This is a genomic window from Synechococcus sp. CC9616, assembly GCF_000515235.1.
In the GTDB taxonomy this organism is placed as follows: Bacteria; Cyanobacteriota; Cyanobacteriia; order PCC-6307; family Cyanobiaceae; genus Parasynechococcus.
Map to the genome: position 1 here is coordinate 2,018,513 of NZ_KI911558.1, position 24,263 is coordinate 2,042,775.

Annotated in this window: 17 protein-coding genes; 11 read left to right on the plus strand and 6 right to left on the minus strand. The window is 58.4% G+C overall.

Going from position 1 to position 24,263, the window contains the following annotated elements:
• Nucleotides 1-43: 43 nt before the first annotated feature.
• From SYN9616_RS0111580 to recN, 3 genes are read right to left on the minus strand one after another with little or no spacing between them, the layout of a single operon-like run.
• Nucleotides 44-1,555 carry an alpha/beta fold hydrolase gene (locus SYN9616_RS0111580; RefSeq protein WP_028953227.1) on the minus strand — a complete coding sequence of 504 codons (1,512 nt, stop codon included), beginning with the start codon at nt 1,553-1,555 and terminating at the stop codon, nt 44-46.
• On the minus strand, nt 1,555-4,527 hold the full coding sequence (uvrA, locus tag SYN9616_RS0111585; RefSeq protein ID WP_028953228.1) for an excinuclease ABC subunit UvrA: 2,973 nt from the start codon (nt 4,525-4,527) through the stop codon (nt 1,555-1,557). Before uvrA ends, SYN9616_RS0111580 begins: the two co-directional genes overlap by 1 nt.
• 45 nt (nt 4,528-4,572) lie before the next feature.
• Entirely contained in the window at nt 4,573-6,255 is a 1,683-nt protein-coding gene (gene recN, locus SYN9616_RS0111590; RefSeq protein WP_028953229.1) for a DNA repair protein RecN, read from the minus strand.
• A gap of 80 nt (nt 6,256-6,335) precedes the next feature.
• Between recN and SYN9616_RS0111595 the strand changes: the two genes are divergently transcribed.
• The 7 genes from SYN9616_RS0111595 (at nt 6,336) to purF (ending at nt 16,106) form a co-directional block, all read left to right on the plus strand.
• On the plus strand, nt 6,336-8,195 hold the full coding sequence (locus SYN9616_RS0111595) for an AarF/ABC1/UbiB kinase family protein (RefSeq protein ID WP_028953230.1): 1,860 nt from the start codon (nt 6,336-6,338) through the stop codon (nt 8,193-8,195).
• 57 nt (nt 8,196-8,252) lie between these two features.
• A complete protein-coding gene (locus SYN9616_RS0111600; protein WP_232200371.1) occupies nt 8,253-8,810 on the plus strand; it encodes an alpha/beta hydrolase in 558 nt (185 codons plus the stop codon).
• Nucleotides 8,811-8,891: 81 nt separating this feature from the next.
• Nucleotides 8,892-9,950, plus strand: coding sequence for a threonine synthase (thrC, locus tag SYN9616_RS0111605; protein WP_037991514.1), 1,059 nt, complete (start codon nt 8,892-8,894; stop codon nt 9,948-9,950).
• Nucleotides 9,951-10,344: 394 nt separating this feature from the next.
• Nucleotides 10,345-11,511: a DNA polymerase III subunit beta gene (gene dnaN / locus SYN9616_RS0111610; RefSeq protein WP_028953233.1), complete on the plus strand. Its 1,167-nt coding sequence runs from the start codon at nt 10,345-10,347 to the stop codon at nt 11,509-11,511.
• A 1-nt stretch (nt 11,512) separates the two neighbouring features.
• Complete coding sequence (locus SYN9616_RS0111615) at nt 11,513-12,253, plus strand: hypothetical protein (protein ID WP_028953234.1); 741 nt, start codon at nt 11,513-11,515, stop codon at nt 12,251-12,253.
• A 51-nt stretch (nt 12,254-12,304) separates the two neighbouring features.
• Nucleotides 12,305-14,620, plus strand: coding sequence for a phosphoribosylformylglycinamidine synthase subunit PurL (gene purL / locus SYN9616_RS0111620; protein ID WP_156918906.1), 2,316 nt, complete (start codon nt 12,305-12,307; stop codon nt 14,618-14,620).
• On the plus strand, nt 14,607-16,106 hold the full coding sequence (purF, locus tag SYN9616_RS0111625; RefSeq protein ID WP_028953236.1) for an amidophosphoribosyltransferase: 1,500 nt from the start codon (nt 14,607-14,609) through the stop codon (nt 16,104-16,106). Before purL ends, purF begins: the two co-directional genes overlap by 14 nt.
• A 7-nt stretch (nt 16,107-16,113) precedes the next feature.
• Here purF and SYN9616_RS0111630 read toward each other — a convergent pair whose 3' ends face one another.
• From SYN9616_RS0111630 to queG, 3 genes are read right to left on the minus strand one after another with little or no spacing between them, the layout of a single operon-like run.
• On the minus strand, nt 16,114-18,591 hold the full coding sequence (locus tag SYN9616_RS0111630) for a DNA topoisomerase (ATP-hydrolyzing) subunit A (protein ID WP_028953237.1): 2,478 nt from the start codon (nt 18,589-18,591) through the stop codon (nt 16,114-16,116).
• 45 nt (nt 18,592-18,636) lie between these two features.
• Complete coding sequence (locus tag SYN9616_RS0111635; protein WP_028953238.1) at nt 18,637-19,530, minus strand: tetratricopeptide repeat protein; 894 nt, start codon at nt 19,528-19,530, stop codon at nt 18,637-18,639.
• Nucleotides 19,531-19,561: 31 nt separating this feature from the next.
• The gene (gene queG / locus SYN9616_RS0111640; protein WP_028953239.1) at nt 19,562-20,512 is read right to left on the minus strand and encodes a tRNA epoxyqueuosine(34) reductase QueG; all 951 of its coding nucleotides are present in this window, start codon (nt 20,510-20,512) and stop codon (nt 19,562-19,564) included.
• Between the two features lie 51 nt (nt 20,513-20,563).
• Between queG and SYN9616_RS0111645 the strand changes: the two genes are divergently transcribed.
• The 4 genes from SYN9616_RS0111645 to ftsY all read left to right on the plus strand — a co-directional run bounded on the left by SYN9616_RS0111645 (nt 20,564) and on the right by ftsY (nt 24,247).
• Nucleotides 20,564-21,211 carry an HpsJ family protein gene (locus SYN9616_RS0111645; RefSeq protein WP_028953240.1) on the plus strand — a complete coding sequence of 216 codons (648 nt, stop codon included), beginning with the start codon at nt 20,564-20,566 and terminating at the stop codon, nt 21,209-21,211.
• A gap of 63 nt (nt 21,212-21,274) precedes the next feature.
• Nucleotides 21,275-22,009, plus strand: coding sequence for a DUF502 domain-containing protein (locus SYN9616_RS0111650; protein ID WP_028953241.1), 735 nt, complete (start codon nt 21,275-21,277; stop codon nt 22,007-22,009).
• A gap of 4 nt (nt 22,010-22,013) precedes the next feature.
• On the plus strand, nt 22,014-22,649 hold the full coding sequence (nusB, locus tag SYN9616_RS0111655; protein WP_028953242.1) for a transcription antitermination factor NusB: 636 nt from the start codon (nt 22,014-22,016) through the stop codon (nt 22,647-22,649).
• Nucleotides 22,649-24,247 (plus strand): signal recognition particle-docking protein FtsY, encoded by a 1,599-nt coding sequence (gene ftsY / locus SYN9616_RS0111660; protein ID WP_028953243.1) that lies wholly within the window; start codon nt 22,649-22,651, stop codon nt 24,245-24,247. The genes nusB and ftsY overlap by 1 nt, the downstream gene beginning before the upstream one ends.
• The last annotated feature ends 16 nt before the right edge of the window (nt 24,248-24,263 follow it).

Genomic DNA, 24,263 nt, shown 5'->3' on the forward strand with positions numbered 1-24,263 from the left:
AAGCGATCGTTAGTGAGGCTGAATTTGTAACTGATCTGAAATGTCAGAGCGCATCACTGATGTCAATTAAAGGCAATATTTGGTTTCCCCAGCCACCAGAGCTGAACCGCAACGAGCCAGATGGACCGGGGCTTTCAACACCCAACTGCTCATTAACCCAGGCCAAAATCATTGGGGCCGCGATGGCCGGTTGTTTCTCATCGCGGAAGCTGCGCAGGCTGAAGTGATCCGCACCCTTCACCAGCACCAGCCTGTGACCTTCACGCACGGCACCTGACGTTCGCATCGGAGCAATCGCCTCGGGACCTGAAGGAACCACCCAGTCCCTGGTACCGCTGACAAGCAGCACCTTGGCACTGAGACGTGACGCACTGCCGGGGTCGAACAGGAGACGGAGCGGCGGGCTGACTGCCACCACGGCTTTGACCCGCGAATCAGACACAGCTGCCTGCTCAATTCCAGACAACCAGCTGCATTGCAACACCCAGCTGATGTTCCGCTCAGGGGCTGAGAGATCACTGCAGCGAGAGACCAACTTTCTCTCGATAGGGGCACCGCCGGCCAGCTGAAGACTGGTGGTGGCACCCCAGGAATGTCCGACCACCGCCACGGATTGCGTGTTCAGGGACTGCCCAGAAAGCAGTTTTCCAGACTCAACAGCATCCAGCAATGCAGAGATATCGCGAGGCCGCAAAAGAAGTTCCTTGGGACCTGGGGGTGGACGATCACCCGCCAGCATCGCCTTCTGTTGCGTGAAGTCACTGCCGGGATGATCCGGCATCAGGACGGTGTAGCCCGCTGTCGCCAGGAATTCACCCCAGCCCTCAAATGATTCCGGGTCATCCCAGAGACCATGGGAAATGGCCACGAGGCGACCGTTAGCGGGGCCTTTCGGTGAGAGCAACAGCACCCGCAGTGGTTCTGGCCGATGGGAGACCGGCAGCATCAGCTGTGATCGAATCCAGCCTTGGCGAAGCTTGCCCTGAAGAGCGGAGCTCGTTGAGACGGCCGGGCCGGCTTTCGCCAGAGCCGCACCTTCCTGCATGTTCGTCATGAGACGGTTCGCCATGGTCGCCAGCTGAGAGAGATCAACAGAGGCCTCCTGTCCTGGCATCTCGCGCAGAAATCCGAGCACGTTGGCTTGTCCCTTGCGCTCCGCACGGATGAGTGCATCCGTGAGAGTTCTGCCATCGGGAGGCAGATCCACCCCCTCAAGCTTCACGAGAGAGGCTGCTGCAAGCAGAGCCTGCTCAAGAAGGGGTTGACCGGATGACCCTTCCAGAAAAAGGCGGGTCTCCACTGGAAGGGGCGCCAGAAAGATCGTTTCAAGCAGCGAAAGAAGCTGGCCTCCACTCGCCCTTTGCAGATCCTCAAGATCAGGGCTGGAGCGAATCAGCTGGGCCGCACTCTCCACCTCACCCAGATTGATGGTGATGCTGGTTTCCAGAATCGGCATCCTCAAAACCAGCCGCTCCAGCGCAGACACAGGTGCGCTCAAGAGAGTGAGAGAAAGACTGCTGAACAAAGCAGCCCAGTAGGAGCGGGAACGAACCATCAGGCGGCGATTGAAGGAATCTCTGGCGGATGCTGCTCCAACACGCGGCTGAGATAGCGGCCCGTATGACTAGTCGGATGCTGGGCGACCTCTTCAGGCGTGCCAGTGACCAGAACCTCGCCGCCCTTATCACCCCCTTCAGGACCGAGATCAATGATCCAGTCGGAACAACGGATCACATCCAGATTGTGCTCAATGCAAATGATGGAATTTCCCTTATCGACCAACCGCTGCATCACCTCCATCAGCTTGTGCACGTCGTAAAAACTCAAACCTGTTGTGGGCTCGTCGATCAGATAAAGCGTCTTACCGGTGGCTCGCCGTGAAAGCTCCGTCGCCAGCTTCACTCTCTGGGCTTCACCACCTGACAAGGTCGGCGCGGGCTGACCCAAGCGGACATATCCCAGTCCCACATCCACAAGGGTTCGCAAACGGTCAGCAGCCTGTGGAATCGCAGAAAACACATCTGCTGCCTGTTCCACCGTCATCTGCAGAACATCAGCGATGGTGAAACCCTTGTAAGTGACCTGCAAGGTCTCCCGATTGAAACGGGCGCCCTTGCAGACGTCGCACTGGACGTAGACATCGGGAAGAAAATTCATCTCGATCACATTCACCCCCTGACCGCGACAGGATTCGCAGCGCCCACCTTTGACGTTGAAGCTGAACTGGCCGACCTGATATCCACGGGCCTTGGCTTCCACGGTGGCCGCAAACACCTGACGGATCGGATCAAAGGCTCCGGTGTAAGTGGCCGGGTTGGATCGAGGCGTGCGACCGATCGGGCTCTGGTCGATCACGATCACCTTGTCGATGGACTTGATGCCCCGAAGCTCGCCAAGACCATGGGGAAAGGGAACTTTCAGTCCAAGGCCATTTTCAAGAGCGGGATGCAGCAGCTCATTCACAAGCGTGCTCTTGCCACTACCGCTGACACCGGTCACCGCCACCAGGCGGCCTAAAGGAAATTCAACGGTGAGGTTGCGAAGGTTGTTGCGATTGCAATCGATCAGCTGCAGTTTGCGCGTGGTGGTGTTGCGCCGTTCCGCTGGGGTTGGAATCGAACGGCGACCACTGAGATAGGCACCGGTGAGTGAGGCTTCACTGGACAGAAGATCATCCACAGACCCTTCCGCGACGATGTGACCTCCGTGAACACCGGCACCTGGACCGATGTCCACAAGGTGATCCGCAGCACGAATCGTGTCTTCGTCGTGCTCGACGACCACAAGCGTGTTGCCCAGATCTCTCAGGCGCATCAGGGTGCTCAACAGGCGATCGTTATCGCGCTGGTGTAAGCCGATGCTGGGTTCATCGAGAACGTAAAGAACACCCGTCAGACCAGCACCAATCTGAGTCGCCAGGCGGATCCGCTGCGCTTCACCTCCGGACAGCGTCATCGCCGGACGGTCAAGACTGAGGTAATCCAGCCCGACGTCCAGAAGAAAACGAAGCCGCAATCGAATTTCCCGCAGCACAAGATCCCCGATCTGGATCTGTCGAGGGTTGAGCAGAGGATCCTCATTCTCAAACGCTCCTACCCCCATGAGGCGTTCGATCCGCTCGAGGGTCTCGGAAACGCTGACAGATGTCAGTTCAGTGATCCGATACGGACCCACACGCACAGCCAACGCCTCCGGTCGCAGACGCTGACCGTTGCAGGATTCACAAGGAACCAGCTCGAGATACTTCTCAAGTTTTTGGCGAATCGCCTCACCGCTCGCATCCCTGAGCTGGCGTTCAAGAATCGGCAGGATCCCCTCAAATGGACGGGTGTATCCGCCCTTGCCTTTTCGATAGCGACTGTCCGCCTGAATCAGAATCGGCTCGCGGCTGCCATTCAGCAGAACATCCCTCTGCTCATCGGTGAGCTCATTCCAGGGGGTTTTGATTTCGAAGCCGAAAGCCTCCCCCACGGAATAGAGGAGGGAGAAGTAATAGCTGTTGTCCTTGTCACTCCAGGGAGCCACGGCTGCATAGACGGGCTGCGTGGGATCGGGGATGACCCGTTCCTTGGTGAATCGACGTAGATGACCGATTCCATGGCAGGCCGGACAAGCGCCATAGGGGCTGTTGAACGAAAACAGGCGAGGAGACAGCTCCTCCATCACAGCGCCATGTTCCGGGCACGCGAAGTTTTCGGAATACAGCCGTTCGCGATCAATCCCCTCGGGCAGCTCTTCGCCTGTTTTGGGAACAACCTCCACAAGCGCCAGACCATCCCCGCGCTTCAGAGCGGTTCGAAGCGAATCAGTCAGTCGTTCCTGGATCCCCTCTCGAGAAACCAATCGATCCACAACCACCTCGATGTTGTGAATGTGGTTCTTGTCTAGTTCGATGTTGTCCGCCAGTTCACGCACATCGCCGTTGATCCGCACCCGAGCGAAACCCTCGGCCGCCAGACCACTGATCAACTTGCTGTGGGTTCCCTTCTTGCCACGCACCACTGGTGCCAGAAGCTGATAACGCGTTCCTTCGGGAAGCAAGAGGATCTGATCGACCATTTCGTCGATGCTCTGCGGCCGGATCGAGCGATCACATTTGGGACAGTGAGGTTCTCCCGCACGTCCGAACAGAAGGCGAAGGTAGTCCTGGATTTCGGTGACTGTCCCAACCGTGGATCGGGGGTTGTGGCTCGTGGATTTCTGATCGATCGAAATCGCCGGAGAGAGACCTTCAATCGCATCAACATCTGGCTTGTCCACCTGGCCGAGGAACTGGCGGGCATAGGCCGACAAACTTTCGACATAACGCCGTTGCCCCTCGGCAAAGATCGTGTCGAAAGCCAGAGAGCTCTTACCGCTGCCGCTGACCCCTGTGAACACCACCATCCTGTTGCGGGGAATGGTGACGTCGACGTCCTTGAGGTTGTGCTGACGCGCCCCTCGAACCCGGATCACATCGTCTGAATCACTGCTGATGTCATGGATCGGAACCGGACGATCAGCGCGATTGGCAGCGACTCGCCCCATGACGCCTCGGTCGTAAGCGCTGAATCTTAAGAAGAACCTTCGACCTCAAGCCGCCTTTCGATCCAAAAGACTGGCTGCATACGCGTCAGCCTGATCTCCACCAGCCAGCTCTGCCAGCTCCTGCTGTCGTTGCTGAGTGTCCCGCAGTCGGGACACTCGTGACTGGGTCATGCCGTCAGAAACGTGCTTGCTGACTCGAAAATGATGTTCAGCCTTGGCAGCCACAAGCGGTTGATGGGTGACGCAGAACACCTGCCGGTGGCGAGCCATGGAATGCAGAAGATCACCAATGGCGCCACTGATCCGACCACTGACGCCGGTATCAATCTCATCAAAGAGAAGCGTGCCGGATCCATCAACAGCAGCAAGGGTCGTCTTCAGCGCCAGCAGAAAACGGGACATCTCACCTCCGGATGCCACCTCTGCAAGAGGGGCCAGAGGCTGCCCTGGATTGGCTGAAAACAGAAACATCACCTGATCCGATCCATGCTCGGCAGGCTCTGCTTCAGAGAGCCGGACCTCAAAACGCAGATGCTGCAAGCCCATGGGTCGCAACAGATCCATCAGGGATGATTCCATCCGACGAGCGGTTTGAAAACGAATCTGATGCAGCCGTTGATGGCTGGCATCCCGGTGCAAGCGTGCATCAAGTTCTCGTTGACTAAGTGTCGTCAGATCGCATGCAGAGCCGTTTTCAGACAACTGGGCACGCAAGGCATCACGCCGTTCGATCAATGCGGGCAGATCCAGACCGTGACGCCGCTGCAGCCGCTTGAGAATGGAGAGGCGATCCTGCAACCGATCCAGACGCTCGGGATCACTTTCAAGGGTCATGCCGTACTGATCAAGAGCACGCAACAAAGTCTCAACAGCGACCTCCAGATCCAGAACCTGATCCCGAACGGGAGCCAGAGATCCATCCATCTGAACCATGGCCTGAAGCTCCTGAATGGAAGCGGTCAGATGGTCCGTCAGAGATGGCGCCTGATCCTGGCCATCACGGATTCGGGACAACAGCGCAGCCAGACCTTCCTGAAGTCTCACCCCGTAGACCAGACGATCCTGCTCCTGCTCAAGCATCAGCTGCTCGCCAGGATCATCCAGGTCAGCATGTTCAAGTTGATCCAAGAAGTCCTGCAGTTCCTGCCGCTGCTGAATCAGATGGTCGGCCTCGGCCTGATATCGGCGAAGTTCAGCAAAAGCCTCATGCCAGGACGACCAAGCTGTTCGAGCCTGAATCAGCTCCTTGTCGAGCGCTGCGCCACCGAGTTGATCGAGCCAGCAACGCTGCTGTCCGGGCCTGGACAGCTGCTGCGTCTGGCCCTGAACCGTGAGATCAATCAGAAGGGGACGCAGATCCAACAACTGCTGTCGATTCACAGCAGTGCCATTGAGACGACAACGACTGGAGTAACGGCTGTCCTGACCCCGCCACTCGCGGCTGAGCAGGAGATCCTCTTCGTCGGTCTCGAAACCAGCGAGCGTTAACCAGTTCCGAACAGCTGGCGTCAGGTTGAAACAGGCTTCGATCCTGGCCCGATCACAGCCGCTCTGAATCAGGCGAACACCAGCGGCACCTTGCGCCCCCCCAAGAACAGCATCGAGGGCATCGAGAAGAATCGACTTTCCAGCTCCTGTCTCTCCGGTGAGCACTGTGAATCCAGCCTCGAACTCAAGTTCGAGACTGTCGATCAAAGCGATGTTCTGCAGCTGCAGACCGGTGAGCACAGAACGAACCGGTGGTCGGCCCGACCGTAGCGGCGGTTGACTTCGTTTAGAAGGGGGGGCAATCACGGAACCCCACACCGATGACCGAGGAGCTCGGGGATTTCATCGAAGCCGCAGGGTTGCTCACCTATGACCCTGCTGCCATCACCCGGATCTACGCCGGACATCCCCAGCGACTGATCCGACGTCTATGGCAAACCTTGGTACCGATCGGGCTCTTCCTAATGGGTGTCGGAGTCGACTGGCTTCTTGGACTTCTCCGTAATCCAGACCGATCCCGCTCAAGAGCCAGAGAGTGCGCAGAACTCCTGGTGGAACTCGGCCCTGCGTTCATCAAGGCTGGACAGGCACTGTCTACCCGCCCGGACATCGTGCCCCCGGTGCTGCTCGAGGAGCTGGCGCAGCTCCAGGACCAGCTGCCAGGTTTTGACAGCGATCTGGCGATGGCCTGCATCGAGGAGGACCTCGGCGCTCCGGTGGACGACCTGTTCGAGGATCTTGAACGGGAGCCGATTTCAGCGGCATCCCTTGGGCAGGTTCATCGAGGGGTACTCAAAAACGGCCAGAGAGTGGCTGTGAAGGTGCAACGACCTGGGCTGCGTGAACAGATCACGCTGGATCTGTACATCGTGCGCAATATCGCCGCCTGGCTCAACAGCAACATCGGTCTGATCAGAAGCGACCTGGTCGCACTGATTGATGAGCTGGGTAAACGGGTATTCGAAGAGATGGACTACCTCAACGAAGCCGACAACGCCGAACGCTTCAGGGAACTCCATCGTCAGAACCCAAGGATTGCCGTCCCAACGATTCATCGAGAGGTCACCAGTCGACGGGTTCTGACGATGGAGTGGATCGAAGGGGTGAAACTCACCAACCTGGAGGCCGTCCGCGAGCTGGGAATCGACCCGGACGACATGGTCCAAGTGGGCGTGAACTGCAGCCTGCAGCAACTGCTGGAACATGGTTTTTTCCACGCTGACCCCCACCCCGGAAACCTGCTGGCGATCGCCGACGGACGTCTCTGTTATCTCGATTTCGGAATGATGAGCGAGGTAACGCGGGAATCACGCACGGGTCTGATCCAGGCGGTGGTTCATCTTGTGAACCGCAATTTCGGGAAGCTGTCGAAGGATTTCGTCACCCTTGGCTTCCTGGCTGAAGACGTGAATCTCGAACCGATCGTGCCGGCCTTTGAACAGGTGTTCAGCCAGGCGCTGGAAGTGGGAGTCAACCGGATGGACTTCAAGGCCGTGACTGACGACATGTCCGGCGTGATGTACAAATTCCCCTTCCGTGTTCCTCCCTACTACGCCTTAATCATTCGATCCCTGGTGACGCTGGAAGGGATTGCCCTGAGCGTGGACCCTGACTTCAAAATCCTTGGAGCGGCCTATCCCTACTTCGCCAGGCGTCTAATGGAGGATCCCGATCCCCAATTGCGGCAAAGCCTCAAGGAAATGCTGTTTGACGGAGACGCCTTCCGCTGGACCCGCCTGGAAAACTTGGTGTCGTCAGCCGCAAGCGAAGCGCAACTGGACTTAAACACGCTGCTGGACCAGCTGCTTGATTTTCTGTTCTCAGCCAATGGCGGTCTGCTTCGAGATCAGCTTGTAGAAACGACGGTGGAACGTTTGGATGCCATCGGCTGGTCAACGATGCAGCGTCTTGGTCGAGGTCTGCCAAAACGTCTCCTACCCGCTGCGATGTCCAATCCGGGAATGGAATCGGGTGACCCAATGCTGCAACTTGAGCCAATTCGTCAGTTAATTGAGGTGCTTCAGTCGCTTCCAGGGTTCAATCCCGACTTGTTGATGCGACGTCTGCCTCGGGTGATGAATGATCCCGCCTCACGTCGCATGGGTGTGAAAGTGGCTAAGGGTCTGGCCGAACGAGGTGTTGTCCGTCTGGTCAAGGTTGCTGCAGGCGTTCGGCCCTAGATTTTCACCAATTTTCTTCGAGTAATGCTTAAAAACCGAGGTCACCGGTCCACCGCAATGGCCCTGGTAGCAAGCATTGGTATCGCTGGTCAATTCTGTTTCAGCCCATCCGCTCATGCGGCAAAAGACGTCGCTCTTGTGAGCGGGGCCTTCCGCCGTTCGATTCCGGTGAAAGAGATCGAACATCTCGCCAAATCAGGCGAGCCGATTGGGCTTCTGAAAAACCTTCTCAGCCTCTCGGGCCAGGATCCAGCGGACGTGGCCAAATTGCTGAATCAGAAAATTGATTTACCGCTGGTTCTGACAAGCAGGCTGGTGAGCACACGAATCGGAGACGCGATCATCAAACGCGTAGCCAAGATCATCTATCCGATCTACACGCCGCAAGCCACCGTCAGTGTTCCAGCAATCCGAGCCGGGGTCGTCAACGGTCTGCAGCTCGAAGAGGGCGGACTGACAGCCGTTTCGTTCCTCAAGGCCTACCCGAATGACGTCATGGCAGTCAATCTTCCAGCCCTGTTCGCGGTGATTGACAAAGCTCAGTCGATTGCTGGGCTGGTGAAGTTCTTTTCGGACTCTCCTCTTGATGGACTCAAGGATGGCTCAAAACCCTGACGCCTAGATTCCGGCAGACCCTCCTGAACGACCGCAGTCGTGTTTGAAAACCTTCGTCGGCGTTTCGCAGCCACTCCGGTGATGCAGGACTGGCCGGGCCTCATCGAGGCATACCGGAGCTGGCTTCCCGTCTCGAGCACGACCCCTGTCATCACACTGCGGGAGGGAGCCACACCGCTCATCCCAGTGCCGTCGATCGCTGAACGGATCGGCAAGGGGGTTTCGGTTTTTGTGAAATACGACGGTCTCAATCCCACCGGGTCTTTCAAAGACCGGGGGATGACGATGGCCATTAGCAAAGCGAAGGAAGCTGGTTGTGAAGCGGTGATCTGCGCCAGCACGGGAAACACCAGCGCAGCAGCAGCGGCCTATGCCCGCCGCGGTGGCATGCGGGCCTTCGTCCTGATCCCTGATGGTTATGTGGCCCAGGGAAAGCTGGCGCAGGCCCTCGTCTATGGAGCTGAAGTTCTCGCGATCCGGGGGAACTTCGATCGAGCTCTCGACATCGTCCAGGAGGCGGCCAAAACCTACCCGGTGACCCTGGTGAATTCAGTGAATCCGTTCCGCCTGCAAGGTCAGAAAACAGCAGCCTTCGAGATTGTGGATGCGTTGGGAGAGGCCCCGGACTGGCTCTGCATCCCGATGGGCAACGCAGGCAACATCACGGCCTACTGGATGGGCTTCCAGGAGTATCAGAAGGCGGGTCACAGCCGCAGGCTGCCCAGGATGATGGGTTTTCAGGCCAGTGGTTCAGCCCCTTTGGTCAAGGGGATGACCATCACCGAACCGGAGACGATTGCAACAGCGATCCGAATTGGCAATCCGGTGAATCGTGAGAAAGCGATCGCTGCACGCAAGGCCAGCAACGGAGCCTTTCTGGATGTCACCGATGCCGAGATCATTGATGCATACAAGCTTCTAGGCGGCGAGGAAGGCATCTTCTGCGAACCGGCCAGCGCCGCGTCCGTTGCCGGTCTGCTGAAACGCAGGGACGAGGTTCCTCAGGGCGCAACCGTGGTGTGCGTTCTCACCGGCAATGGGCTCAAGGACCCGGACTGTGCAATCAACAACAACGACGCGGCTTTCCATACCGATTTGAATCCAGATCTCAACACGGTGGCCAAGGTGATGGGGTTCTAGTTCGGACCCAAAAACCTGCGGAGACAGTCGGCAAACAGCCTGAGGAGAAGAGGACACAACCACACCCCAGAGCTGTGGAAAGTCCAGCACGACAAGATCGATTCGAAGTGAAGCCGAAGTCCACAACTGGTGGAAAAGTGGAATTCCGACAAATTCCGCACAATCGGCTTCGCGTTCTCCACGTGTCTCTGCTTCCAAGACCGAGTGCTGTAACTGGCAGATATGGACGTTTTCCCCTTTTCCCCCGCCCCTTCTACGACGGTTGTTGTTTTAATTATTTCTTGAATACAAAGAACAAAACAGCCGAACATGATCCATTGATGGCGTTGCCATTGCGTTCAGGGCATCCCTGTGAAACGGTGGGGCACTCGAACAGCCCCAAGCCCCCGGCACGATGAAAGTGGTCTGCTCTCAGGCGGAACTCAATGCGGCTCTTCAGCTCGTCAGCCGTGCTGTCGCAACACGCCCAACACATCCGGTGCTGGCGAATGTTCTGCTGACGGCTGATGCCGGTACCGGGCGTGTGAGCCTGACGGGCTTCGATCTGAATCTGGGAATTCAAACCTCACTGGCCGCAGAGGTGGAAAGCAGCGGAGCCATCACCCTTCCAGCCCGTCTGCTCGGCGAAATTGTGAATCGTCTCTCGAGCGATTCGCCGATCACTTTGGCGACTGAGGAATCCGGAGAACAAATTCAGCTCAACAGCCTCAGTGGTAGCTATCAGATGCGCGGCATGCCCGCAGACGACTACCCCGAATTGCCGATGGTGGAAAGCGGCAGAACTCTGAAACTCCAAGCCTCGGTTCTGGTGGAAGCTCTCAAAGGCACGCTCTTTGCCAGCAGTGGCGATGAGGCCAAGCAGCTTCTCACTGGTGTGCATCTGCAATTCCGTCAACAGGCTCTCGAAGCAGCCGCCACGGATGGCCATCGCCTGGCTGTTCTGGAAGTGGACAACGTTCTTCAGGATCAGGACGAGCCTTCAGCCAGCTCCGACAGTGATGAAGAGGGATTTGCAGTCACCTTGCCGGCGCGTTCTCTGCGCGAAGTGGAGCGCATGATGGCGGGTTGGCGTTCCGGCGAGCCGGTCAGCCTGTTCTGTGATCGTGGTCAGGTGGTGTTTCTGGCAGCTGATCAGATGGTGACCAGCCGAACGCTGGAAGGCACTTATCCGAACTATCGACAGCTGATTCCTGATGGTTTCACCCGCAGCCTGGGCTTGGATCGCCGTGCTCTGATCGCTTCGCTCGAGCGGATTGCCGTGCTGGCCGATCAACACAACAACGTGGTCAAGTTCAGCACTGAGCCGGACAAAGGCATCGTTCAGATCAGTGCCGATGCTCAGGATGTTGGCAGTGGGTCGGAATCACTGCCCGCCAATCTCAGTGGCGAAGCGCTGCAGATTGCCTTCAACGTCCGTTATCTGCTGGATGGTCTGAAGGCCATGGCTGTGGACAGAGTGGTTCTCCACTGCAATGCCCCGACAACTCCCGCTGTGCTGAAGCCTGAAGATGTCGCTGATGGTTTCACCTATCTGGTGATGCCGGTCCAGATCCGGTCCTGATGTGAGCTTGCCGGATCAGCTGCTGCTCAGTGATCTGCTGCATCACACCGTCCGTTGTGATCTCGGTCTTGACCACGGTCCCGGCGTAAAAGCCTGGATGCATCCACCGGTGCATCGCCTGCTCGGCTGGGTCAGTCGCCCTTCAGCTCTGCGGATGTCGCGGGAGGTGTGGCGACTGGATCAGTGTTGCGGCTTCACCGATCAGCAGATTTTTGTTCGAGGGGAGCCATCGCTCACCGATCAGAACACCCTGGAACGCCTGCCCACATTGATGGACGCAGATGTGCTGGATCGCCAGGGAGAACGTTTGGGAGTTCTGGTGGATCTGGTGTTTGAACCCTCTTCCGGTGTGATCCTGCACTATCTGTTGGCCCGCAGTGATCCACGTCTGCCTGGCAGTTCCCGTTGGCGCCTGACTCCCGATCGCATCGTTGATCAACAGCCCGGTGTTGTCTCCACCGGGTTGATCAGCCTTGAGGATCTGCCACTTTCGCGAGCCAGCGTTCGAGAGGATTTGCTGCGGCGAACCCAGCGCTGGAGAGATCAACTGCGTCAGATGGGTGATCGGGCGGGTGATCGTCTTGAGGGCTGGTTGGAAGAGCCGCCATGGCAAGAGCCGGATCAACCGGAAGGGTCACCGCCGCAGAGCCGCATGGAGGATGATCCGCTCGATGATTGGGATGACTCAACTTGGTCAGCACCTCGTTCATCACGAACTAGGGAGGACGACCCCTGGGTTTGAGGGGCATGGTCCTGATTGTCGGCAACACTGGATGCACGCGTTGTTTCAGCCTTGATCTCCCTTTCTGATTCCCCTGGATACGACCACGTGGCAGCGCTCAGGCAGGAAGGTCTGAAGCCACGGGATTGGGACGAGATCTGTCGACGATTGGGACGTGTGCCGAATCGGGTCGAGCTCGGCATGTTCGGCGTGATGTGGTCGGAGCATTGCTGTTATCGCAACTCCAGACCTCTGCTCAGGGGCTTTCCCACTGAGGGACCCCACATTTTGGTTGGACCTGGGGAAAACGCCGGTGTGGTGGATCTTGGTGACGGTCACCGTCTGGCGTTCAAGATTGAAAGTCACAATCATCCGTCTGCTGTGGAGCCGTTTCAGGGCGCTGCCACAGGCGTTGGAGGAATCCTTCGGGACATCTTCACCATGGGCGCAAGGCCGATTGCGTTGCTCAACGCCCTGCGGTTCGGGCCGCTTGAGGATTCCGTCAATGTGGGTTTGATGGAGGGGGTGGTTGCCGGTATCGCCCATTACGGCAATTGCGTCGGGGTGCCAACGGTCGGCGGTGAGGTGGTTTTTGATCCGTCGTATTCCGGCAATCCATTGGTCAATGCCATGGCTCTTGGCCTGATGGAGACCGAGGAGATCGTTTGCTCTGGTGCGGCGGGTCTGGCCAATCCCGTCGTATACGTCGGCAGCACCACCGGCCGCGATGGGATGGGGGGAGCCAGTTTTGCCAGTGCTGAACTCAGTGCTGATTCCCTGGATGATCGTCCTGCGGTGCAGGTTGGTGATCCTTTCCTTGAGAAAGGTTTGATCGAGGCCTGTCTGGAGGCTTTTGACACCGGTGATGTGGTGGCAGCTCAGGACATGGGTGCTGCTGGTCTCACCTGCAGCTGTTCAGAGATGGCAGCCAAGGGTGGAATCGGGATTGAGTTGGATCTGGATCGGGTGCCAGCCAGAGAGGAGGGGATGACTCCTTATGAGTTTCTGCTGTCTGAATCGCAGGAACGCATGTTGTTTGTGGTGAAGGCCGGTCGTGAGGATCGATTGATGGAGCGTTTCCGACGATGGGGCCTCCAGGCTGCTGTGGTCGGTCGGGTGCTCGAGGAGCCACTGGTGCGGGTGTTGCATCACGGAGTTGTGGCCGCAGAGGTGCCTGCGACTGCTCTGGCGGATGACACCCCGATCCAACAACACGATCTGCTGGATCAGCCGCCAGAGGACCTTCAGGCGCTTTGGCGCTGGCGGGAGGAGGAGTTATCTGATGTGACTGATCCTGGAGATCTGTTGATGCGGTTGCTGGATGACCCCACCATTGCCAGCAAACGCTGGGTCTATCGGCAGTATGACCAGCAGGTTCTGGCCAACACCGTGATGTCGTCCGGTGCTGGTGATGCGGCCGTCGTCCGCTTGCGCCCCCAGAACTCAATGGAGAAGGAGTCACGTGGTGTTGCTGCCACGGTGGATTGTCCCAATCGTTGGGTCGCCCTCGATCCCGAGAGAGGGGCGATGGCCGCCGTGGCAGAGGCCGCACGCAACCTCAGTTGCGTAGGTGCAGAGCCACTGGCGATCACGAACAACCTGAACTTCCCTTCACCGGAGACGTCGCAGGGTTACTGGCAGCTCGCCATGGCTTGCCGTGGCATTGCTCAAGCCTGTCGAGAGCTCGACACGCCAGTGACGGGCGGAAACGTGTCCCTCTACAACGAAACCAGACGCGACGACGGCACCGTCCAGCCGATTCATCCCACACCCGTGATCGGCATGGTGGGACTCGTTGATGACGTCAGCAGGGCGATTGGTCTCGGCTGGCGTCAGGCGGGTGATCCGATCGTTTTGCTTGGGGTTCCTTTGGATGATCAGGGAGATCCCCGGTTGGGTCTGTCTGGCAGCAGCTATCAGCAGTTGGTTGCTGGTCGGCTGGCTGGGCGTCCTCCCATCGTCGATCTGTCGCTTGAACGTGCGGTTCAGGCTTTGCTTCGTCAGGCCATTGCTGAAGGCCTTTTGGCGTCCTCCCACGACAGCAGCGACGGCGGTTTAGCTGTGGCGCTTGCCGAGTGCTGCATCACCTCGGGACTTGGAGCTGAACTGTTGGTCCAGGATCAACCATCGCGTCTTGATCGAGCCCTGTTCGGGGAAGGGGGGGCTCGCGTCGTGGTGTCGGTGAAGTTGGAACAGATGGAGGGCTGGCAGAGCCTGATCCAGCGTCATCCGGATGTTCCCCTCCAAGCGCTTGGACGTGTGGTCGATCAACCGAGCTTGCGCTTTGACCTTGCAGGACAAAGGGTTCTGAACGGGACGATTCAAGCCCTGCAAAAGGTTCACGAAGAGGCTTTGCCTCGACGTCTCAGGCGTGATGCAGAATCTTGAGCCCAGTGTGAAGTCGAGGCGCCCTGTGCAGCTGCTTGAGGCCGAGCGTCCCGACCGCATGGAAGAGGCCTGCGGAGTTTTTGCTGTTCTCGCCGCGGAGCAGCCCGTTGCGAATCTCGCCTATTTCGGCCTCTATGCCTTGCAGCATCGCGGTCAGGAATCCGCTGGCATCGCGGTGTTCAACGAAGGCAATGTCTGTCTTCACAAGGACATGGGTCTGGTCAGCCAGGTGTTCGATCAGGACGTTTTGGCCCGTATGCCGGGTGATCTCGCGATCGGCCACAACCGTTATTCGACAACGGGCAGCAGTCGTGTCTGCAATGCCCAGCCCGTGGTTCTGATGACCCGTCTGGGAGCCTTCGCTTTGGCTCACAACGGCAATCTTGTCAATGCCGCGGAACTTCGCAGGGCCGTTGACGATGGTCAGGTGGAATTCACGTCCACCACTGATTCAGAACTGATTGCTTTTGCCATTCAGCAGGCCGTTGAACGCGGCCTGGACTGGTCATTGGCGATCAGTGCCGCGCTCGAGCTCTGCAGGGGTGCCTTCAGCCTGGTGATCGGCACGCCCATCGGCTTGTTTGCTGTCAGAGATGGTCACGGCATCAGGCCTCTGGTGTTCGGGCGATTGGGTGATCCCGAGTTCGGGCACTGGGTCGTGAGCAGCGAGAGTTGTGGATTGGAGATCATCGGTGCCCAGTACGTCGATGACGTGCTTCCCGGTGAGCTGGTTCTGTTTCAAGAGGGCAGTCAGGAGCCGTCCCGACGGCGGTGGACTGAGCAACCCAATCGACTGTGTGTGTTCGAGATGATTTATTTCTCGCGACCCGACAGTCGTTTTTTTGGAGAATCTCTTTACAGCTATCGCCAGAGAATTGGTCAGACCCTCGCCAGGGAATCCGCTGTCGATGCCGATCTTGTGATCGGAGTGCCCGATTCCGGTATTCCTGCAGCCATCGGTTTTTCTCAGGTCAGCGGCATTCCTTATGCCGATGGCTTGATCAAGAACCGTTATGTGGGTCGCACGTTCATCCAGCCGACTCAGGCGATGCGGGAGGCAGGAATTCGCGTCAAGCTCAATCCACTGCCGGATGTCCTTTCTGGTAAACGCATTGTGGTGATTGACGATTCCATCGTGCGCGGAACGACGAGCCGTAAGCTCGTTGTGGCTCTCAGAGAAGCAGGAGCCACGGAAGTGCACATGCGGATCAGCTCCCCGCCAGTCACCCATCCTTGTTTTTACGGAATTGACACCGATACCCAGGACCAACTGATCGCTGCCCGTTTGACGCTGAAGGAAATCGAAGAACAGCTCAAGGTTGATTCACTCGCGTATCTCAGCAAGGAGGGGATGGTTGAAGCAGCGAAGGCGGACTCCGGTCACTTCTGCACGGCTTGCTTTGACGGCGACTATCCGATTCCCATGGATCAGGAGGTTCTGTCCAGCAAATTGATGCTGGAACCTTCGGGAATCGCTGCCGGCTAGCGGTTCGTTAGCTCCGAGACTTGTCCTGGATCAGGGGAATCAGTTCCAGGAGAGTTTCATCGGAACTGAGATCCAACTGTTCGAAACTGGCTTCACCAGGTTTGCCGCATGCAAAGTCTCGGGCATCCAATCGCCCATGTCGTTTGCGACTGGTGATCAGTCCGACGAGATCGTCACCGCTGCAGAGCGCCTGGATCCTGTCGTTGTCGTGTTCAAGATGCACCGCAATCTCCCCCAGATCCCCCCGCTGGCAGAGACGCAGCTGGGATGCATCGATGCGAGTGATCCGCCCCTGAGCGGTTGCCACAAGGATTGTGTTGGTTGCCATCAGGCTGATGGCGCCTGCGATCCGTTCTCCCGGGAACAGTCGCATCGTCATGGGTCCCTGAGCCAGACGCCCCATGAGAGGTAAACAGTCTTCCTGAACGGGAAGTTTGATGATTCGACCGATGTCACTCACCAGTGCCAGATCCGAACCGGTTCGGCAGATCACGGCAGCGCGAAGACTGATGCCGTCCTTGAGCTTCACCACACTCGTTGCCCGTCCAGATAGATCCAGGACCTCGCTCAAGGGAAGCCGTTTGAATCGTCCATCGATGCTCAGCAATCCGAGGCTGAGATCAGAACAATCTCCCTGAGGGAGGGGTTCGATTGCGATCACTGGATCCCCTTCAAGACCTGTGGGGAGGAAACGCTCGAGTACGCCCGGTTGTTGACCAGCAAATTCCCAACGCACCGTTGCCACTCGGCCTCCAGCGCTGATTGCCAGCAACCTCGGAGGGGGTTCGATCGGCAGGATTAGACGCGCCGGTGAGGGTTCATCACCAAGTGGACTCGCCTCGTTGATGTGAAGCCGTCCGAGCACCTGGGGAGAGATCACCTTCACCTGACCGTCGGCCTGAATCAGCAGACGAGCATCTCCCGGTAACGCAGCGAGGGCCTGTTGTCTCAGCAGTTCCGTATTGGGTCGTTGGCTGGCGGCCCGCTCGGCCATCAATTCATCACCCCCTTCCACAAGCCGTGTGCGGCGTGGTGTGGCGAAGCGTTTTTTCAGTTCTTTCAGCTCGTCCACCAGAGCGTTCAGAAGCTGATCTCTGTTCTCCAGAAGCAATTTCAGACGCTCCCGTTCCTGACGCAGATCCTCAAGTTCCTTGCGGAGGCTCTCCTGCTCCAATCCCGTGAGCCGACGCAACGGCATGGCCAGTACCGCGTCTGCCTGACGTTCCGAGAGATCGAGACGCACCATCAGGCTGGCTCTGGCGGAAGCGGCATCTGCCGCTTCCTGAATCATGCTGATCACCTGTTGCAGGTTGTTCAAGGCGGTGATCAGGCCTGCAACCACCTCGAGGCGATCCTCCGTCTTACGCAGCGCGTGGCTGGTGCGTCGAATCAGGGTCAGTTCTCGATAGTCGAGAAACGTTTGGAGCAGCTGACGCAGGGAAAGCTGCTGTGGCTGGCCATTGACGAGGGCGAGGAGGATGGCTCCGAAGTTGCTCTGCAGGGCCGTGCGTCGTTGCAGATCTGCGAGAACTTTTTCCGGGTTTCCGTCTCTGCGGAGCTCCACCACGACGCGCATTCCTTCGCGGTCGCTTTCGTCTCGGATATCAGCAATGCCGCCGATTTTTCCGTCGTTCACGAGCTCGGCCAGTTTTTCGATCCAACCGGCTTTGCTCAATTGATAGGGCAGTTCGGTGATCACCACGGCGTTGCGCTTATGGCGGCCCTTGCCGGGTTGCACTTCTTCGATGTGCGCCACACCCCGCATCGGAATGCTGCCGCGGCCTCGCAGGTAGGTGTCACGCAGGCCACTGCTCAGCAGGACTTCGCCTCCTGTCGGAAAATCCGGTCCAGGGATCAACTCCAGCAGCCGTTCGTCACTGATGGCGGGCTTGCGGATCAGGGCGATCAGGCCATCGACCACCTCTCCAAGGTTGTGGGGAGGGATGCTCGTGGCCATGCCGACGGCGATTCCTGAACAACCGTTGAGCAGCAGAAAGGGGAGTTGCGCCGGAAGCACCGTGGGTTCCTGCTGGGAACCATCGAAGTTCGGAGCGAAATCGACCGTGTCGTCGCCGATTTCGTCCAGGAGGGCCTGGTGGGCGATCGGAGCCAGTCGCGTTTCGGTGTACCGCATGGCAGCCGGTGGATCGTCGTCGACCGAGCCGAAGTTGCCGTGTCCATCCAGCAGAGGGTGACGGCTGGAGAAGGTCTGAACCAGGCGCACCAGAGCGTCATAAACAGCCTGGTCGCCATGGGGATGGTATTTGCCCAGAACATCCCCGACGACACGGGCGCACTTGCGGTAGGGGCGATCCGGGGTGAGTCCGAGCTCCTGCATCGCAAACAGGATCCTGCGTTGAACAGGTTTCAACCCATCGCGAGCATCAGGAAGTGCCCGACCCACGATCACGCTCATGGCGTACTCGAGGTAGGAGCGCTGCATCTCCTGATGCAGGGCGATCGGTTGGACGCGCTCCTCAGCCATTGCGTCCGCTGAATCGAGTGCGGAAGGCGCTCAGCCTACAGATGGTCAGGAGCGTTTTTTCCATGTCGCATTGGCTCTCGCCCGTTCGACGGTGTCCGCCAATTCTTCATCCGCCATCAGCTGAGCAGCAGCGGCACGGATCTTTGTACCCCAAAGCTGTTCCTCCTGATGGGGAGCCAGCACATAATTCGGTTCCTTCGCCAAGGAGGTCTTCGCCAGGCGGAGGGCCTCGTCTCGATTGCGGTCTTGCCGATAAAGGGCAGCAGCCAGAGCCAGCATCGGTTCGGGATTGTCTTCGATGCTGAGCACCTTCCGCCAGCGTCGAATCGCCTCCTCGCGATTGCCCAACTGATAAAGCACAAGGGCTTGGTTATTCAGGGCTTCCCAGAAATCCGGTTTGAGTGCTGTGGCCTTTTCAAAAGCCTGCAAGGCCATCTTCAGTTCCTCCTGCATGATCCGGGCGTTGCCGAGATCGAAATAGGCAGCGGAATTGTTGGAATCGAGCTGCAAGCCTCGGTTCAACAGGCTGATCGCCTCGTCCGGACGATCGGAACGCAAAGCAATCGCAGCTTCAGCAAACCAAAGTCCTGCTTTGTCGGGGTTGAGGCTTTTCGCTTTTGCGAGCGACACGCTGGCAGCATCCAGCTGTTCACTGCGAAGTTGGGCTTCCGCCAGCACCGACCAGAGACGTTCGTCGTCGGGGTGAAGGCGCACAGCGAGGGCTGCGAGTTGTGCGGCTTCCCGTGGCTGGCCGAGTTGCAGCAGTTGCGCTGCGGTGCGTCCGATGCCGAGAGATGACCCTTTCAGCTCCTCTTCTGATGGCAGGTAGACGTAGGGAACCAGAGCTTCAGCCGGCAGGCTCCAACCGATCAAGCCAACACCGAGAAGCGCTGCAGCTAGTCCTCCGAAGGCTGATTGACGGTTTCGGCGTTGAGCCATGGGTGCCAGACATTGCTCAAAGAGTAGGGGGCTAATCCATCTGTGCCGCTCTTGCATTTCTCCGCCACATCCAGGGCTTGATCCGTCGCAATGCTGAACTTCGCAGTCGCTGATCCCAGGTGGCGTCATCCCAGCTGAGAGCTTGCTGTCGGGTCAGCTGAAGCAGCCAGGGCCTCGGTTGCAGATCGGCTTCCCTTGTCTGCGGCAGGTCGCGGTGATTCCAGGGACAGACGTCCTGGCAGATGTCGCAGCCAGCGACCCAGGCTCCGAGGGAATCCTCGATCGCCGGGGGCAGCTGAGGGTTGCGATTTTCGATCGTGTGGTACGCCAGGCAGCGGGTGGCATCCACCACAAACGGTTCCCGGATCGCGTCTGTGGGGCAGGCTTCCATGCACGCTGTGCAGCGTCCGCAGAGACTGCGCGATGGTTCATCCGCCTGCAGTCGCTCCGTGATCAGCAGATGTCCCAGAACCATCCATGAGCCTTGAGCGCTGTTGATCAGATTGCTGTGCTTTCCAATCCAACCCAGTCCTGCCTCTTCCGCCCAGGCCTTGTCGAGCAGCGGGGCGGAGTCAACGCAGACCCGCCATCGGATGTCCGGGCATTGCTCTGAGAGCCAGCGCCCAACCCGTCGTAACCGTTGGTCGACCACACGGTGGTAATCGCGACCCCAGGCGTAGCGAGCGATCTTGAGATATCCGGGCTGTATTTGCTGATCGACGTAATAGTTGAGTCCAACGGCCAGCACGCTTCTGGCTCCATCCAGAAGCTGTGCGGCGTTCTGTCGTCGCGGGGCAGCCATCCAGGCCATGTCCGCTGCATGGCCTTGGTTCAACCAGCGTTGCAAGGCTTCGGTGCGCATCTGCAGTCGCCTGCTCCCCGGCAGGTTTGCGATTCCAACCGGCGCAAAACCCTCCTCACGAGCGCGTGCTTTCAGGGCGGCGCTCAGGTTCTTGGAGGAGCTTGGATCAACGTCGGCCATCGACCTTAAAGTTGAGCGCTTTTTTGGCATCTTCACGTGACCGCAACCGATATGGGACGCACTGCAAACGGACGTTTCGCTCCCGTGCTCCGCTGGCTCGGCCTCACCATGGTGGTGGTTCTTCTGCTTCAGATGGCTGCCGTGCTCACGGGGGTTGACTGGAGCGACGAAACCAGGCGCCCGCAGGTGATCGGACCGCTGGTGGCGATTGCGCCAATGGGTTTCATGGGTCTCCTGATCGCGTTGATCGGCTCCCGGTTGGATCTTCCGGAGCAGCGCCTGACACCCCTGCGCTGGGTTGTCTGTGTGCTGTCTGCCGTTTTGGCGATCGGGATGTTGACAGCTGTTCCCCTGTCCCTTTCTTCTGATGGATCCGACGGTCCTGCTGCACAGCGGATCGACCAGGGCCGCAAGGCACTTGAAGAAGCTCGAACCATCCGTAAGGACGACAAGCAGGTTGCGGCGGTTGGGGAACAACTCGCCCAGGCAGGTCAGCTCGCAGCTGATGCCACAGCTGAGGACAAAAAGCGGGCAGCTGAACAAATGATCGATATGCAGATCGCTCAGATGGATGAACAGCTCAAATCACTGGAGACGCAGCAGAGTCGGGCGGCCAGTCAAAGGCTGATTGGTGGAACCGGGAGTGCCGTGGTGCTGGCGATTGCCTTCGTTCTGCTGGCGCTATGCGCGGTTCTCTGATCGATTGGCGCCGGGCGCTGGTTAGGTTGGTTCCAACCTTCCGACTCAGGGCTCAGAAGCTCCTTGGTCCAGTCCACTCCCAGACCTGATCTGCCGCTGACAGCGAGGCTTCAGCAGGATCTCAAGAATGATCTGATCGCAGGCTTGCTGGTGGTGATCCCACTGGCAACCACGATCTGGCTGTCGACCATCGTCAGTCGTTTTGTGTTGGCGTTTCTCACGTCGATACCCAAGCAGTTCAACCCATTCATCACTCTCAATCCTCTGCTTCAGGATCTGATCAACCTGGCGCTGGGACTGACGGTTCCACTGATGGGGATCCTTCTGATCGGGTTGATGGCTCGCAACATTGTCGGACGTTGGTTGCTTGAGTTCGGCGAAGGCACGTTGAGTCGGATTCCTCTCGCTGGTTCGGTCTACAAAACCCTTAAGCAGTTGTTGGAGACCGTTCTGCGCGACAACACCAGTCGTTTCAGGCGGGTGGTGCTTGTGGAATACCCGAGAGAGGGGCTGTTCAGCGTCGGGTTCGTCACCGGTCAGGTGGGTCCATCTCTGCAATCCGATCTCAACGATCCTCTTCTCAGCGTCTTCATTCCAACCGCACCGAACCCCACCACCGGTTGGTACACGCTGGTTCCGGAACAGTCCGTTCGAGAACTCGATATTTCCGTTGAGGAAGCCTTCCGAACGATCATTTCAGCCGGCATCGTCAATCCCGATGAACGGGAAGCACCGGTGAATCGCAGTTTTTCAAGCCTGATCGCCCAGCTGCGTTCCTCCGTCTCTCCAACAACCTGATCCGATGCAGTCCAGATCGTTGTCTCGTGAGCTGGCCTTGTTGCTTCTTGGCCAGGTATCTGATCAGAGCAAGTCGGCTGATCGTCATCCAGCGATGGAGAACCTGCTTCAGAAAGCACTCGACAGCCTGATGCAGCACTGGCGGGAATCTCTTGATGGCAGTGCCGCTGAGCTTGAGCAAGCGCAGCAAGCTCTTCTGGACAGTGAACTTCAGGAGGGCGGTGGATCAACCCTCGATTCGGCCCGGTCCCATCTGCGTGCATCGCTGAGCGCCTCGGAGCAAGTCCTTAATGGACTGTCAGCCTCAATGGAGTTGCCCCGTTTGCTCCTACTCGGCGATCAAGACCAGATTCGGCGTTCCGCCCTGAAGCGCGTTCAATTGGTTTTGGAACAGCGGTCCAGCATCGATTCACGTCTCGACTCGGTTATGGAGGGATGGCGTCTCTCCCGGTTACCGAGAATCGATCGCGACATTCTGCGGCTGGCTGTTGTGGATTTGATCGATCTCTCCACACCAGCACCGGTTGCATTCAATGAAGCTGTGGAACTTGCCAATCGCTACAGCGATGAACAGGGACGTCGCATGATCAACGGTGTTTTGAGGCGTTTCCACGACGCTGCAGCGACCACTCCGGCCTGATGGTTTTCGACTGGTTCCAGCGAGGTGCGGATCAACCAGGGGAACCGCAGCCCACGCCTTCACCACAGATCAAAACGGAGAATCCAACAGGGTCCTCCCCGCAACAGGACCCTGGATTTTCCCCTGATTCGTCGCTGGACACGGTTACAGCGCCGCCGACGAATCCAACGTCATCTCCAGAGGATGAAGCGCTGGTCTGGGCCCGAGAGGCCTATGCCCGTCTCAAGGCTCAGCAGCAAGCATCAGAGTCCGTCCCTGCTCAGCAGCCTTCCCCGGAACCAAGTCCAGAGCCAAGTCCTGAACCGACTCCGGAGCCCACACCGAGCCCTGAGCCCACTCTGGATTCAACGCCCACACCAACGCCAGCGGCAACGACGTCGACGGTTGATGACGTGCCCTCCGAAGCGGTTGCCGAGTTAGTTGCACCGGCGTTGTCCTTTCTCGAGCAGGCCGCGGCCCAGCGTCAGCTGCGTCAGCAGGAACAGGAGGCGCGTGCTGCTGAATTGCCTTCTCAGTCATCGCCGAGTCCAACAGAGGCTCCGGCCTCGAGCTCATCGGTTGCCGAGTCGAATGAACCGACCCTTGGTGCTTTCGACGAGGATTTCACCTGGTCGGCAGAGGTTCTCGCAGCGCAGGGACGCCTTGCCGATCAGGTGTCGCTTGAGGAGATTGATTGGCTGAGTCGGCTCCGGCGCGGCCTCGAGAAGACCCGACAGGGCTTCGTGACCGGATTGTTGGAAAACCTTGGCGATGACCCGCTCACGCCTGAGGTTCTCGATGATCTGGAAACCCTGTTGCTGCGTGCTGATGCCGGAGTCCAGGCCACCGATCAGGTGCTTGATGCCCTGCGTCAGCGGATGAATCAGGAGGTTGTCGAACCTGCCGAAGGTATTCGCTTTCTCAAGGAACAGCTTCGGGGCCTTCTGGAGGAACCGATCCGCAGCAGTGGCGTGGATCTGCTGGCACCCGAACGCGGTCGTCTCAACATCTGGTTGATGGTTGGTGTTAACGGTGTCGGTAAAACAACCACCCTCGGGAAGATTGCCAACCTGGCCGTTCGCAGCGGCTACTCGGCTCTCATTGCCGCAGCGGACACCTTCAGAGCCGCTGCAGTGCAGCAATTGCAGGTCTGGGGTGACCGCAGTGACGTGACAGTGGTTTCCAATCCCAGTGACAACGCGGATCCGGCTGCGGTTGTTTTTGATGCGATCGGAGCGGCACGTTCGCGGCAGGCCGATCTGCTTCTGGTCGATACGGCAGGCCGCCTGCAGACGAAGCACAACCTGATGGAAGAGCTTCAGAAAGTCCGCAAGATCATCGACAGGCTGGCTCCGGAGTCGAAGGTCGAATCCCTTCTGGTGCTGGATGCCAGTCAGGGACAGAACGGATTGAGGCAGGCCATGGCCTTTGCCAAAGCTGCTGGGCTCACGGGTGTTGTGATCACCAAGCTGGACGGCACAGCTCGCGGAGGAGTTGCCTTGGCTGTGTCGTCGGAAGCTGGATTACCCATCCGGTTCATCGGTGCTGGCGAGGGCATTCGCGACCTGCGCCCCTTCAACAGCTTTGAATTTGTCGAAGCTCTCTTGGCGGGGCGCTAAAGCACCGACGCCAAGC

Excerpts from the sequence above, each read along its gene's own strand:
- queG (WP_028953239.1), bottom strand. The coding sequence starts at position 20,512 with ATGGCCGACGTTGATCCAAGCTCCTCCAAGAACCTGAGCGCCGCCCTG.
- SYN9616_RS0111645 (WP_028953240.1), top strand. The coding sequence starts at position 20,564 with ATGGGACGCACTGCAAACGGACGTTTCGCTCCCGTGCTCCGCTGGCTC.
- ftsY (WP_028953243.1), top strand. The coding sequence starts at position 22,649 with ATGGTTTTCGACTGGTTCCAGCGAGGTGCGGATCAACCAGGGGAACCG.
- dnaN (WP_028953233.1), top strand. The coding sequence starts at position 10,345 with ATGAAAGTGGTCTGCTCTCAGGCGGAACTCAATGCGGCTCTTCAGCTC.
- SYN9616_RS0111580 (WP_028953227.1), bottom strand. The coding sequence starts at position 1,555 with ATGGTTCGTTCCCGCTCCTACTGGGCTGCTTTGTTCAGCAGTCTTTCT.
- thrC (WP_037991514.1), top strand. The coding sequence starts at position 8,892 with ATGCAGGACTGGCCGGGCCTCATCGAGGCATACCGGAGCTGGCTTCCC.
- uvrA (WP_028953228.1), bottom strand. The coding sequence starts at position 4,527 with ATGGGGCGAGTCGCTGCCAATCGCGCTGATCGTCCGGTTCCGATCCAT.
- SYN9616_RS0111600 (WP_232200371.1), top strand. The coding sequence starts at position 8,253 with ATGGCCCTGGTAGCAAGCATTGGTATCGCTGGTCAATTCTGTTTCAGC.
- purF (WP_028953236.1), top strand. The coding sequence starts at position 14,607 with ATGCAGAATCTTGAGCCCAGTGTGAAGTCGAGGCGCCCTGTGCAGCTG.
- SYN9616_RS0111635 (WP_028953238.1), bottom strand. The coding sequence starts at position 19,530 with ATGGCTCAACGCCGAAACCGTCAATCAGCCTTCGGAGGACTAGCTGCA.
- SYN9616_RS0111595 (WP_028953230.1), top strand. The coding sequence starts at position 6,336 with ATGACCGAGGAGCTCGGGGATTTCATCGAAGCCGCAGGGTTGCTCACC.
- SYN9616_RS0111630 (WP_028953237.1), bottom strand. The coding sequence starts at position 18,591 with ATGGCTGAGGAGCGCGTCCAACCGATCGCCCTGCATCAGGAGATGCAG.
- nusB (WP_028953242.1), top strand. The coding sequence starts at position 22,014 with ATGCAGTCCAGATCGTTGTCTCGTGAGCTGGCCTTGTTGCTTCTTGGC.